This is a genomic window from Anoxybacillus tengchongensis (assembly GCF_014201585.1).
GTDB classification, from domain to species: Bacteria; Bacillota; Bacilli; order Bacillales; family Anoxybacillaceae; genus Anoxybacillus; species Anoxybacillus tengchongensis.
This window is the reverse complement of the sequence record NZ_JACHES010000003.1, coordinates 15,784-29,907: the sequence shown is the minus strand read 5'-3', so window position 1 is coordinate 29,907 and position 14,124 is coordinate 15,784. Positions and strand designations below refer to the sequence as shown.

Sequence of the window (14,124 nt, the reverse complement as noted above, 5' to 3'; positions counted from 1 at the left end):
CTAAAGAAAGGAGGATGGAAAGTGGGTGTTCATACATTGACAAAAGAACAATATCCTATTGCCAACACAAACACATTGAATTTTTTGAAAACGAATGTTTTAAGTGTTACGGATCTTTCTAGAACAAAAAAATTATCAGAGATACTGGATCGTTTTTCAAATGGAGTCTCAGATGAAGTATTTGTTATTCAAAATGCAAAAAAGAAAAATGCACTGGCTGTAGTTGTTGATATAGATTATTTTGAGCAGTTGCTCCAAATAAAAGAAGTTGTAGAAGAAGCACTTGACCAAATTGTTATGGAAGAGGCATATGCACGTAAGAATAAACCTGTAAATCAAACTTTATCAGATATTTTTGATGAAGCAGATATTAATGTAAGCGAATTAATGAAATTATTAGAGGAAGATTGATGTGAAAACGCTTGAAGATTTGCAGGAGATTATTTTAGAAAAATATAATGTTGAACTGAGGTTTGTTGAGGATGTAAAGCAGGATATTAAAGCGATTAATAAAGGACATAGACAAACCGTTTTATTAGAAATTTTAAGAAGGGCAAAGCAAGGTCCCCTATTTAAGCCGGATGGAGTGGCTGAATCGTTACATGGGGACTTGCATGGTTTTGCAAAGATTAAGTCGAAGTCACTAAATATTAGAATTATTTATCGCCCGGTTGAAGGACAGCCGATAAGAATGGAAATCATTGCGATAGGTCCTCGTGATAAAGAAAAAGCATATCGAATGGCTGCGGAACGTTTACAAAAATTCTTCATTGGATAGCATGCCTGTCACACCCCGAAGATTGTCGAAGATTAGTAGGGACAGAGAGTCACATGGCTCTCTGTTTCTTTTTCTGTATTTTTGTTGATGTGCTGTGGCATTTTTTGTGGCAGCTGTTGTTGAAATTGCGAGGGTGATAGAAAAATGTTACAATCTCCATAGCAGCTACATAAGCAGGGTGGGCGGTTGACCACTTCCCTGATGAAGGGAGGTGGGAATATGACGACGTATGAAGCATTGAGTCTTATTGCGCAATTCAGCTTAGTGTTCATCGGAATGCTAACATTGACTGTTACCATCGTCGTCTATATAAACAAAAAGAAATAACCGTCCCCCCTCGACCAAAGGTGTGAAACGGTTATTTCTTTTTTATCTGTTACACATCTAAAGGTCAGCCGCTCTTCTTGCGGCATGTAGTTGCCTGCTGAGTGTTCACCGCACTCAGCTTTTTTATTTTACGAAGTATCTGCTTATATTATACAAACGATATAGCTAGTTTGACAAGTGGGATGAGTGTTACGGTATAAGTAAAATGTTTGTGGAAAAATAAGTTTTTGATTACGTGCCAGTCGTCCAGAGAGAGAAATTTTTCTTTTGATGCAGGATTTTGTTTGTTTTTGTCGAAGGGATATGGCGAAAAAGTTTGCGTGAGGTGAGGTGTGTGGGACGAGCGAGGCGGATATGGGTGCCGCATTTGTTTTATCACATTGTGTGCCGTGGAAATCGGCGTGATCCGTTGTTTAAAGAAGTAAATGATTTTCGTGCGTTTTTGTATATCCTCGAACAGCTTCACGAAAACATTCCGTTTGAACTCGCTTCGTATTGCCTTATGACGAACCATTTTCATCTTCAACTTCGCTCACAACAACAATCCATTTCCAAAGTCATGGCACTGATTAACAAACGATACGCCAACTATTACAATACACGTTACGGATTAACCGGTCATGTGTTTGAAAAACGTTATTTCAGTAAAATCATTGACGATGACGCGGAGATGTTAGAAGTTAGCCGCTATATTCATCTTAACCCTGTCGAGGCGCGTATGGTGCATCTCCTTGAACATTATCGCTGGAGTAGTTTCCATTTTTATCATCAATCTCCCTCATTGCCTCCGTTTATGAACATGGATGTACTCCTTCGTTATTTTACTGGAACAATGAATGAAAAAAAGAAAGCATATATCTGTCTTCCGTTGTCGATCCACCTCAAAAAACTCATCGCGATTTTCAACATATCATCGGGCATGACTACGCCAAGTATGCACTTGAAGTTGCCGCTGCAGGAGAACATAACGTGTTGATGATTGGACCACCAGGGTGTGGAAAAAGCCTGTTAGCCGAAACATTTCCAACGATTTTACCGCGCCTTTCCGATGAAGCGCAGTTGGAAGTGCTTAGTTTATACCAACTCGCAGGAGAAACGAAAAATGATTCTTCTCCACCGTTGTCGCCGTGTGGAAGTTGTGCGCTTGAAGCAATACGAGCGGTATGGGGAGGAAATCACCAACGGTCGTGTGCCCATTGACGTGCTGCTTGCGAAAAGCCCATTGACGAAAGGACAGCAACAACTGCTTCAACATTGGGCGACTATAAATGACTGGAGCAACCGTGTCCAAACAAAAATTATTCGCCTCGCTCGCACCATTGCCGATTTAACAGAAGCGGAACACATCACCGATGAAGCATTATGGAAGGCGATGGCGTTTCGGAGAATAAAAGAAGGACGGCAAGAAAGGAATATGAAGGGATGGTGTTGATCAAGGTTGGCTGGCTATGTTTATTTCATGAAAAAGTTATAGTAAAATAAAGGGAAAGGAAGTGTAATGATGAGCGAGCAAATGGATATTGCATATAATAACTATGACATCATATTTCGTAACATGACTGCTCAATTTAAAGAAAAAGTTCTTGATTTTTATGGTATTCAGACCGCTCCGATTGTTCGAGTAGAAGCAACAGATTTACCAACGATTGCGGTTAATGATCGAAGAATGGATTTTCTATTTTTGCTTGCAGATGGCACGTATTTGCATCTTGAGTTTCAAACGACGTTTAATGAAGAAGATTTGGATCGATTTCTTCAATATGATGTAAGTGCGTATGAAAGGTATAAAAAGCCGATTAAGACAGTAGTTATTTATGGAGCCGATGTGGAAAAAGTGTTAGAGCAAAAAAGCTACGGTTCTGTTCAATATGAGGCCCAAGCGGTGCTGATGAAAAAATATAATGGCGATGCCATAATTCAACATTTGTGGACGAAAGTCGAGAATGGGGAAGAGCTTACGGATTTAGATGAGCTGCATCTCATTTTTCTTCCATTAATGCGAAGTTCCGTCAATCGTTCCGAACGAACAATTGAAACAGTAGAAATAGCGAAACGGATCAAAAATGAGGAAAAACAAGTACGTTTATTGGCAACGATTATTGCGGTTTCCGACAAGTTTATTGATAAGGAGTATGTAGAAAAACTAATGGAGGTGTTAAGTATGGCGAGAGTAATTCGAATGGCGGAAGAAAGGGCAAGAATCAATGAAAGCCAGCAGGCAATAAAAAAATATTTAAGCGCAAGATTGGGGTTGGAAAGTAAACCGATGCAACATAAAGTAGACCTTATTACCGATTTGTATTTGTTGCATCATTTGCTAGACGATTTGTATCGAGCGGAGAAGAAAGAAGAAATGGATCATTTAATTGATATTGTATTAGAAAAACAAAAGTATATGGGATAGGGCAGCGTGCCTGTCACTTCCCGAAGATTGATAGAGACAGAGGGTCATTGGATGACTCTCTGTTTTCTGTGAAAATAACCAATCCATGAGCGATTATTTTCATGCTTGGTGGCGAGCAAAACTTGCTCATGGATGTTTTTTGTATTTTTGTTGTAACTGTCGTTGAAATGGCGAGAGTGATAGAAAAATGTTGCAATCTCCGTAGCAGCTGCATAAGCAGGGTGGGCGGTTGACCACTTCCCCAATGGAGGGAGGTGGGAAGATGACGACGTATGAATCATTGAGTCTTATTGCGCAATTCAGCTTAGTGTTCATCGGAATGCTAACATTAACTGTCACTATCGTCGTCTATATAAACAAAAGGAAGTAACCGCTCTCCCGCGACCAACGGATGAAGACGGTTACTTCTTTTTGGTAATCTCTAATTCGGTTCGGTCAGCCGCTCTTCTTGCGGCATGTAGTTGCCTGCTGAGCGTTTGCGGCGCTCAGCTTTTTTATTTTATGAAATATCTGCTTATAGTATACAAATGATATGGCTGGTTTGGCAAGTGGAACGAGGGATGGTTCCTGTTTTGTAAAAAAACTCTTTGGACATGCAGGAGTTTCGCTATTTTTGTCGAAGAAATGTGTGGAAATCCTTCAAAAGGGGTGAAAGGTGTGGGACGAGCAAGGCGGATATGGGTGCCGCATTTGTTTTACCATATCGTTTGTCGTGGGAATCGGCGTGATCCGTTGTTTAAAGAAGTAAATGATTTTCGTGCGTTTTTGTATATCCTCGAACAGCTTCACGAAAACATTCCGTTTGAACTCGCTTCGTATTGCCTTATGACGAACCATTTTCATCTTCAACTTCGCTCACAACAACAATCCATTTCCAAAGTCATGGCACTGATTAACAAACGATACGCCAACTATTACAATACACGTTACGGATTAACCGGTCATGTGTTTGAAAAGCGTTACTTCAGTAAAATCATTGACGATGACGCGGGGATGTTAGAAGTCAGTCGCTATATTCATCTCAACCCTGTCGAGGCGCGTATGGTGCATCTTCCCGAACATTATCGCTGGAGCAGTTTTTATTTTTATCACCAATCTTCCTCATTGCCTTCGTTTATGAACATGGATGTACTCCTTCGTTACTTTTCTGGAACAATGAATGAAAAGAAGAAGGCATATGTGCAGTTTGTGAAAGAAGATGTTGTACCGAACTGTGTCAAGGAGGAATAACATGAAAGTTTGTAGCATCGGTTTGCGTGGGATGGAAGGGTATCGTGTGCAAGTGGAAGTGAAAGAACTGCCGGGAATGCCTTCCGTAGTCATTGTTGGATTGCCGGATACGTCGGTGAAAGAAGCAAAGGAGCGTGTCATTGCAGCGTTGCATGCCTTTGGATGTGATATTATGAATCAAAAACTTGTCATCCATTTGTCGCCGCCCGAGCGAAAAAAACAAAGCCCGATGTTTGATTTAGCAATGGCGATTGGCATTTTACAAGTCAAAGGAAAACTCGAGCAACCAATTCCGTCACATATCGCATTTTTAGGCTCATTGTCATTAGACGGAACGATTCAGCCAGTGGATGGCATGTTGCCAGCTATTTTAGCTGCCAAAAAACTCGGCTTTCAACAAGTATATGCCCCATATGACCCCACATTTCCTTTCCAGTACTTGCAGCATATCGATTGTGTTTTTGTTCAAACATTAGATCAAGTGGTGCAATGTTTACAAGGGCAACAAGTGTTATTTTCGATGAATCATCTACCTTCAGCTGTCGATCCACCCCAAAAAACTCATCGTGATTTTGAACATATCATCGGACATGAAGACGCCAAATATGCACTTGAAGTTGCCGCTGCAGGAGAGCATAACGTGTTAATGATTGGACCGCCGGGGTGTGGGAAAAGTTTATTAGCTGAAACGTTTCCGACGATTTTGCCGCGCCTTTCCCATGAGGCACAGCTGGAGGTGCTTAGTTTGTATCAATTAGCTGGAGAAACAAAAAACGACTCCTCCCCACCGTTTCGTCATCCGCATCATTCAGCATCTTCCGTGGCATTGATTGGTGGAGGAACGCAGCCGAAGCCCGGAGAAGTTTCGCTTGCTCATCGTGGGGTATTATTTCTTGATGAAATGGCAGAGCTTACGAAAAAGACGCTCGACATGCTTCGCCAGCCGTTAGAAACAGGCAGAGTGACGATTAGCCGCGTGTCGTCGACAGTGACGTATCCAGCACATTTTATTTTGATCGGAGCGATGAACCCATGCCCATGCGGCTATTTCGGTTCGAAAAAGCGCTATTGCATATGCAGTCCGAAACAAATCCACGCCTATCGCCAGCGCATCTCAGGGCCGATTTATGACCGCATCGATATATTGTTATCGTTACAAGCAGTGGATTTGACGCAAAAACACCAACAGCTAGAGCGTTCGGAAACAATTCGTCGCCGCGTGGAAGCCGCACGCTTTAAGCAGTATGAACGGTATGGCGAAGAAATAACAAACGGTCGAGTGCCAATTGGCGTGCTGCTTGCGAAAAGTCCATTGACGAAAAGGCAACAGCAATTGCTTCAACATTGGGCGGCTACGAACGACTGGAGCAACCGCGTCCAAACAAAAATCATTCGCCTCGCTCGCACCATTGCTGACTTAGCAGAAGCGGAAGACATCACAGATGAAGCATTATGGAAAGCGATGGCGTTTCGGAGGATAAAAGAAGGACGTCAAGAAAGGAATATGGGATGTTGAGCGGGCAAACGGATATTGCACATGATAAACATGATATCATATTCCATAATATGACTGTTCAATTTAAAGAAAAGGTTTTGGATTTCTATGGGATTCGGACTGCTCCGATTGTTCGGGTAGAAGCACCAGATTTGCCGACTATTGCGGTTAATGATCGAAGAATGGACTTTCTATTAATGCGAAGTTCCGTCAATCGTTCTGAACGAGCGATTGAAACAGTAGAAATAGCGAAACGGATCAAAAATGAGGAAAAACAAGTACGTTTATTGGCAACGATTATTGCGGTTTCCGATAAGTTTATTGATAAGGAGTATGTAGAAAAACTAATGGAAAGTATGGCGAGAGTGATCCGAATGGCGGAAGAAAGAGCAAGAATCAATGAAAGCCAGCAGACAATAAAAAAATATTTAAGTGCAAGATTAGGGTTGGAAAGTTGGGCTAGATGCCTGTCACGCCCTAGTGAGTTGTGTTAGCTCTCTGATTTTCTGTTGTCCAAGCAAGATTTTCTCTTATTTGTCGAAAAGGTATGTGACATTCAGAAAGTGAGGTGCATATATGGCGGTTGATCATGACCGGTTGTTTAAAGAGTTAATCACGATGTTTTTTGAAGAGTTTATTCTCCTCTTTTTCCCGCATGTGCATGAGTATATTGATTTTCAGCATGTGTCGTTTTTATCGGAGGAGCTGTTTACCGATGTGACGGCGGGGGAGAGGTATCGCGTTGATTTACTTGTGGAAACAAAATTAAAAGGGAAAGACGGCTTGATTATCGTCCATATCGAAAATCAAAGCTACGTGCATCCATCTTTTCCCGAACGGATGTTTATTTACTTTAGCCGATTGTTTGAAAAACATCGCAAGCCCATTCTTCCCATTGCGCTGTTTAGCTATGACTTCATTCGCCACGAACCTTCATCGTTTACACTACAATTTCCGTTTTTTGATGTGCTTCAGTTTCAATTTTTGGTGGTTGAATTGCGCAAGCAAAACTGGCGTGACTATATTCGTCATGACAACCCAATCGCCGCTGCATTGTTAAGTAAAATGGGATATACTGAAAGTGAAAGAATAGAACTAAAGAAACAATTTTTACGCATGATCGTGCGGATGGAATTAGACGAAGCGAAGCAGCGGTTGTTAATCGGCTTTTTTGAAACATATGTAAAGCTGTCTGAGGAGGAAGAACTGCAATTACGAAATGAGGTGAATGAAATGGAAACGAAAGAAAAACAACAAGTGTTGGAATTAATGATTTCGTATGAGAAAAAAGAGAAACGAAAGATCGCGAAAAAAATGCTAGCGAAAGGGTACGATGTACAAACAATCTACGAATTAACGGAACTTCCGATGGAGGAAATTGAGAAATTGAAGGAGAAGCACTGGTAGCGTGCCTGCCCCCCAAAAAAGAAGTAACCGCTCTCCCACGACCAACGGATGAAGACGGTTACTTCTTTTTGGTAATCTCTAATTCGGTTCGGTCAGCTGCTGGCAAGAGGGATGAGTGTCTCTCGTTATCACGCCCAAATAGGATGTTTCTGTGGAATAGTGGAGAAGTGAAGCAGGTTTACGGTCATGGCTAACAAAAGTATTATAAATACACAAAAAATTCAAAATATTTTATTGAAATTCCCTCCTTTTTTATGTACGATAATTAGTAAGTGAGGCCGTTTGTTACCCCCTTACTGTACCCCTTTGTGCAAACGGTTTCACTTATTGAACAATGTAAAGAAGGAGGAAAAGATCGTGGGGAGAAGATGGAGAAAGTATTTTGCTTATTTCTCAATCTTTTTGCTTCTCGCACAGTTGTTTTCATTTAGTGCAATCGTTCGCGCTGATGAAAACGTGCAAAGCCCTGTTGTAAACGGAAACGATGTGACATTCCGTTATGTAGGTACAGGGGAAGAACAGTCTGTGTTATTAGTTGGATCGTTTAACGATTGGCAAACAGATGGAGACAAAAAGATTGCATTAACAAAAGAAAACGACCGCGTTTGGTCTGTAACGAAAACGCTTCCAGACGGAACGTATATGTACAAATTTATTGTTGACGGAAAATGGGTGACAGATCCGTTAAATGCAAATCAAGCTGATGACGGATACGGCGGAAAGAATAGTGTTGTTGTTGTCGGTCAACCAGTTCAACAACACCGGACTGTGACGCTTGTTGGGAACTTGCAGGATGAGTTAGGACATACAGGTGAGTGGGATCCGAAAGCGACTGCTACGATCATGGTGTATGAAGGCGATGGATTGTACACATTCACAGGAACACTTCCTGCAGGCACGTATGAATACAAAATTGCCATAAACGGTAGTTGGGATGAAAACTACGGGGCTGGTGGACGTAGTGGAGACAATATTTCACTTACGTTACAACAAGAAACGGAAGTAACGTTTTATTACCATGATCGTACACATGCGATTGCTGATTCGACATGGTATACACCTATTCTAAAAGAAAAACAGCCGCGGTTAGTCGGCACGATTTTACCTGCGATCGGCTATGAAAAAGAAGTCGATGGTTGGACGCCAGAAACATCCACAGCATTTTTTACAGACGATAATTTCGACTCCATTTACACGTTCTCAGCACGTGTACCAAAAGGAACGTATGAATATAAAGTAGTGTTAGGGAATAACTGGAGTGAGAACTATCCACAAGAAAATGCGAAGTTAAACGTACTCGAAGAAACGATGGTAACATTTTTCTTCGATGCGAAAACCAAATCGGTATATACCGACTACAGCCCAACGGGTTCAGATGGAGCTATACAAAAAGAACGGTTAAAACATAACACGTGGGATCCTTTATATCGCCAACCGTTTGGTGCAGTGAAAGCAGGAGAAAGTGTCACCCTCCGGTTAGCTGCGAAAAAGGGTGATTTGACAAAGGCGAACGTATATGTAAAAAATACAACGACAGGGACAGCGAAGTTATATACAATGAGTAAAGTCGGTGTCATTGGTGACGATGAATATTGGGAAGCAACGTTTACACCAGATGACAAAGGATTGTACGGCTATAAGTTCATCGCGATGGACGGTGCAGCTAAAGCAGAATATGGTGAAGATACGCAAGAAGGTCAATGGGGACGAGCGGTCGATAAAAATGCGGAATTGTTCCAATTGACCGTGTATGATCCAAACTATAAAACGCCTGATTGGATGAAACATGCGGTTGTATATCAAATTTTCCCTGATCGTTTCTTTAACGGAAATCCAGACAATGACCACGCAAAAACGAACGCGCGTGGGGATGAACCGATTGAACATCGTGAGTGGTCGCAACTTCCTGACAATCCGCGTATGAAAGGCACTCCAGGATATGATGGAGATGGCATTTGGTCAAACGACTTTTTCGGTGGAGATATTGCTGGGGTTGAGCAAAAACTTGATTACTTGCAATCGCTTGGTGTGAACACGATATATTTAAATCCAATCGCACATGCACCGTCAAATCATAAATATGATGCGCATGATTATAAAGAAATCGACCCGATGTTTGGCACGCCTCAAGAATTTCAGTCATTTGTGCAAGCGATTGCATCTCGTGGCATGCACTTAATTTTAGACGGTGTATTCAATCACGTATCAGACGATTCTATTTATTTTGACCGATATGGAAAATATCCAACAGTCGGAGCTTATGAATATTGGTCGGCTGTGTACGATTTAATGAATGAAAAAGGATTATCAGAAGAACAAGCTCGTGCTCAAGTTGAACAAAAGTTCATAGACGAAGGGCAACAATTTAGTCCGTACGGATTCCATTTATGGTTTAACATTGAAAATGAAAAAGTAAACGGTGTGTATAAGTATCAATCATGGTGGGGATTTGATAGTTTACCAGAATTCAAATCAATTTCTGGGAATAAAGTGCCATACGCCAGTGAGTTAAATAACGAGCAGCTTGCTAACTATATTTTCTATGAAAACGACTCGGTCGCAAAAAGTTGGATTACGCGTGGGGCTTCAGGCTGGCGTTTAGATGTTGCCAATGAAGTAGATACAGAGTTTTGGCGTGAGTTTCGTAAAGAGTTGTTGCAAGGTGACTATGATCGTGGTCCAACGCTTAAAAATGGGGAGCAGCCGTTAATTCTCGGTGAAATTTGGGATGATGCGTCAAAATACTTCCTAGGTGATCAATACGATTCAGTGATGAACTACCGTTTCCGTGGAGCTGTGTTAGACTTTTTACGAAACGGGAAAGCGGAAGATATCGATGCCCGATTAACAGCCATTCGTGAAGATTATCCGAAAGAAGCATTTTATGCGCTCATGAACTTAATTGGTTCACATGATACAGCGCGTGCTGTTTTCTTACTTGGAAATGGAACGGATTCGTATGAACGTGCAGAGCTTGACCCGAATTATAATGAAGAGCTTGGCAAAAAACGATTGAAACTCGCTGCCATTTTACAAATGGGCTATCCAGGAGCTCCAACGATTTATTACGGTGACGAAGCGGGAGTAACGGGATCAAAAGACCCAGATGATCGTCGTACGTATCCGTGGGGAAGTGAAGATAAACAATTAATTGCACACTATCAAAAAGTAGGAACGATTCGTACGGCACATCAAGATGTACTAGCGAAAGGTACAATTGAGACGGTATATGCGAAAGGAGACGTATATGTCTTTGCACGTCAATATGAAAAAGATGTCGCATTGATTGCGATTAACCGTGGCAATAACGAGCAAACGGTTGAATTAAATGTCGCTTCGCTCATACCAAACGGAACGACGCTTGCAGATGAGTTGCATCATTCGTATAACGTGACAGTAGCAAATGGAAAAGTGACGTTACATGTTCCAGCGATGGACGGTCGCATGTTATTTGGAAAAGTAACTGTCGATCTACCGAATGAAGTAACGAGCGTTCAAGCGACGCCGGGCGTTGGTCAAGTGACATTAACGTGGGAAGGCGATGCTTCAGCGTATCGCATTTATCAATCTACATTAAAAGGTGCAGGATATACACTTGTGAAAGAAACGAATGAAAAGACGATTGTGATTAATGAGTTGAAAAACGGTACAGCATATTATTTTGCGATTACAGCATTAGATGGAAACGGAAATGAATCGGCAAAGGTAGAAACAAATCGTGTTGTACCACATTATCCGTTAACAGAAGATAACATTGAATTACTTTCTGAAGTACATGATGGAGTACTGAATTTAGCTGCTCCAATTGTTATTGAGGCAAGTGCGTACATTAATGATGTAACAAAACATGGATTAGCTGACGGTTTACAAGCTGTTTTGCAGGTAAAGAGACCAAATAGCGACAAATGGGAAAGTGTACAAGCAACATATGATCGTCAAGGTCATGAAGCAAACGTATTCCGTGCGACGTTTATTCCATTACAAGCTGGAACGTATACGTATCGTTACGGTTTTACGACAAACCTTGGCGACGATTGGGTGTATACATCTGAACGAACATTTACACTCACAGCAAATACTGAAGATACGCAACCGCCAGCAAAACATATTCAACTCGTTCAGCCAGAAGTAGAATCTGGTCAGGTGAACTTAACATGGTCGTTCGTTGACCGTGATGATCATGATGCATACATGCTTGTCATTGAGCGCGATGGTCAAATCGTTCATACAACAACGGATATCGGCACATCATTTACCGATTATGATGTAGAGAATGGAAAAACATATACGTATGTTGTAAAGTTGTATGATCGGTCTGGAAACTTTGTTGCATCCAATGACGTGCAAATTACACCAAACATCGTGATGGTTCAAGTAACGTTTAAAGTGAAAGCACCAAGCTATACGCCGTTAGATACGCGCATTACGATTCCGAATAGTATTAACGGTTGGAATACAGGTGCATGGGAAATGACGCGCGGTGGGGCGGTTACACCTGATTGGGAGTTTACGACAGAGCTTCAAGAGGGAGAAACAATTATTTACAAATACGTAAAAGGTAGCTCATGGGATCAAGAAGGGTTAGCTGATCATACGCGTGACGATCAAACAGATGATGACGTTAGCTATTACGGATATGGTGCGATTGGTACAGACTTAAAAGTTACTGTGCACAACCAAGGCAATAACAAAATGGTCATTCAAGATTACATTTTACGTTGGATTGATATGCCTGTTGTCGTTGAAGATGTCACTAAAGAAGGTGAGCGTGTCACTATAAAAGGAAATGCGATTAAAGATGGTGTGTTAACGATTAATAAAGAACGTGTAACAATTAAAGACGACATGTCATTTACGTACACGTTCACACCAGCAACAAGCCAAAAAGAAGTGGCCATTCACATTGAGCCGTCTGAAAGAAGCAAATCGGAAATTTTCAAAAATGACGGCGGTGCTATTGCGAAAAACACAAAAAATTATGTATTACATCTCGACACAAAACAATTACGTGAAGGAGTATTACAAGAAGACACAACACCAGGCAGCGGTACAACACCAGGCAGCGGTACAACACCAGGCAGCGGTACAACACCAGGCAGCGGTACAACACCAGGCAGCGGTACAACGCCGGGTAGCGGTACAACGCCGGGTAGTGGCACAACACCGGGTAGTGGCACAACACCGGGTAGTGGCACAACGCCAGGTAGCGGTACAACGCCAGGCGGCGGTACAACACCAGTGACGGGTGAGAATGGCACGGTTGTTTTACAGCCGAAAGTAGAAGCGAAAGAAAAAGATGGTAAAGTAGTGGAAAAAGTTGCTGCTGTTTCTTCGAACGATATTGCAACAATTGTCAATGAACTTTCAAATGAAAAGAAACAAGTTGTCATTTCAACAGGTTCGCTCGTTAAAGATGTAGCAACAAGAGTAGACGTACCTGCGACGTTGTTTGTTCAAGTAGCCAATAAACAATCCGATGCGACAATTGTTAGTGCGAGTGAACAAGCTGTGTATAAATTGCCAGCAAAAGAAGTGAAGCAAGCAGTAGAGGAAGTGGCTAAGCAGCTTGGAGCAACGGTAGATCAAGTGAGCATTTCCATCGAAATGAAAGTAAAAGACGCTCCACAGTTACGTGTGAAAGCGTTGTCTGATGCGGTCGAGTTTCACGTCGTTGCGAAGACAAATGGAAAAGAACAAGCTATTGATCGCTTTACTCAATATGTTGAACGCGAAATCGTATTAAAGCAGTCGGTTAACGCAAGTCGTTCCATTGTCGTGCGTGTAAATCGTGATGGCTCTCTCACTCCAGTACCGACAACATTTGTCGACAACAAGGCAGTTGTAAAATCGTTGACGAACTCGACTTATGTTGTCATTGAAGGTACACATACATTGAACGACATTGGTCGACATTGGGCAAAAGGATATATCGAAACGTTGGCAGCTAAACAGCTTGTGAAAGGTATGACTGAAACAGCATACCGACCAAATGAACATATGACACGTGCGCAATTTGCGGTCTTGCTTGTACGCGCATTAGCATTGCCAAATGAAGCATACGATGGTCGATTTGTCGATGTGAGAGGAACAGAATGGTTTAACAAAAATGGGGAATTAGCTACAGCAATGAAGTTTGGCATTATTCAAGGAAAAACAGCAAATACGTTTGCGCCGAATGAGCCGATTACTCGCGCCCAAGCAGCTGTCATGATCGATCGAGCACTAAACCTTTCGTTTATTGGCTACGATGGGGCAACGAAAGACAAAACGAAAAAAGTGACAGACTTCCGTGATGCAAAACAACTACCAACATGGGCGAAAGAAGCGATTGAAGTTGTATATCAAGCAGGAATCATGCAAGGGAGAGATAACGGAACATTTGATCCTGCGAGCTATATGACACGTGCGGAAATGGCAAAAGTATTGGCGGAGTTTTTAGGAAAAGTAAAATTGATGTAACTAAAGGGAGGCCTCCGATGTGGA

At 41.8% G+C, this 14,124-nt stretch carries 11 protein-coding genes and 1 pseudogene; all 12 read left to right on the top strand.

The features are described from left to right. The first annotated feature begins 21 nt into the window (after positions 1 to 21). Complete coding sequence (locus tag HNQ82_RS04080) at positions 22 to 411, top strand: hypothetical protein (protein WP_183247387.1); 390 nt, start codon at positions 22 to 24, stop codon at positions 409 to 411. 1 nt (position 412) lies between these two features. After that, on the top strand, positions 413 to 778 hold the full coding sequence (locus HNQ82_RS04075) for a hypothetical protein (protein ID WP_183247385.1): 366 nt from the start codon (positions 413 to 415) through the stop codon (positions 776 to 778). Positions 779 to 997: 219 nt separating this feature from the next. Further along, on the top strand, positions 998 to 1,105 hold the full coding sequence (locus tag HNQ82_RS14455; protein ID WP_019418134.1) for a putative holin-like toxin: 108 nt from the start codon (positions 998 to 1,000) through the stop codon (positions 1,103 to 1,105). 334 nt (positions 1,106 to 1,439) lie between these two features. Then, entirely contained in the window at positions 1,440 to 2,081 is a 642-nt protein-coding gene (locus HNQ82_RS04070; protein WP_343053394.1) for a transposase, read from the top strand. Next, positions 1,973 to 2,537, top strand: a pseudogene (locus HNQ82_RS14730) (ATP-binding protein); the annotation flags it as partial. The gene HNQ82_RS04070 and the pseudogene HNQ82_RS14730, both read left to right, overlap by 109 nt. A 69-nt stretch (positions 2,538 to 2,606) precedes the next feature. After that, positions 2,607 to 3,509, top strand: a complete 903-nt coding sequence (locus HNQ82_RS04060) for an RpnC/YadD family protein (protein ID WP_246348874.1) — start codon at positions 2,607 to 2,609, stop codon at positions 3,507 to 3,509. Positions 3,510 to 3,771: 262 nt separating this feature from the next. Further along, positions 3,772 to 3,879, top strand: a complete 108-nt coding sequence (locus HNQ82_RS14450; protein ID WP_221261027.1) for a putative holin-like toxin — start codon at positions 3,772 to 3,774, stop codon at positions 3,877 to 3,879. Between the two features lie 287 nt (positions 3,880 to 4,166). Then, complete coding sequence (locus tag HNQ82_RS04055) at positions 4,167 to 4,739, top strand: transposase (protein ID WP_183247382.1); 573 nt, start codon at positions 4,167 to 4,169, stop codon at positions 4,737 to 4,739. 1 nt (position 4,740) lies between these two features. Beyond that, positions 4,741 to 6,255 carry a YifB family Mg chelatase-like AAA ATPase gene (locus tag HNQ82_RS04050; protein ID WP_183247380.1) on the top strand — a complete coding sequence of 505 codons (1,515 nt, stop codon included), beginning with the start codon at positions 4,741 to 4,743 and terminating at the stop codon, positions 6,253 to 6,255. Then, the gene (locus tag HNQ82_RS04045; RefSeq protein ID WP_246348872.1) at positions 6,252 to 6,728 is read left to right on the top strand and encodes a hypothetical protein; all 477 of its coding nucleotides are present in this window, start codon (positions 6,252 to 6,254) and stop codon (positions 6,726 to 6,728) included. Before HNQ82_RS04050 ends, HNQ82_RS04045 begins: the two co-directional genes overlap by 4 nt. Positions 6,729 to 6,810: 82 nt before the next feature. Beyond that, on the top strand, positions 6,811 to 7,641 hold the full coding sequence (locus HNQ82_RS04040) for an RpnC/YadD family protein (RefSeq protein ID WP_183247378.1): 831 nt from the start codon (positions 6,811 to 6,813) through the stop codon (positions 7,639 to 7,641). 357 nt (positions 7,642 to 7,998) lie between these two features. Then, positions 7,999 to 14,100, top strand: coding sequence for a pullulanase X25 domain-containing protein (locus tag HNQ82_RS04035; RefSeq protein WP_183247374.1), 6,102 nt, complete (start codon positions 7,999 to 8,001; stop codon positions 14,098 to 14,100). The last annotated feature ends 24 nt before the right edge of the window (positions 14,101 to 14,124 follow it).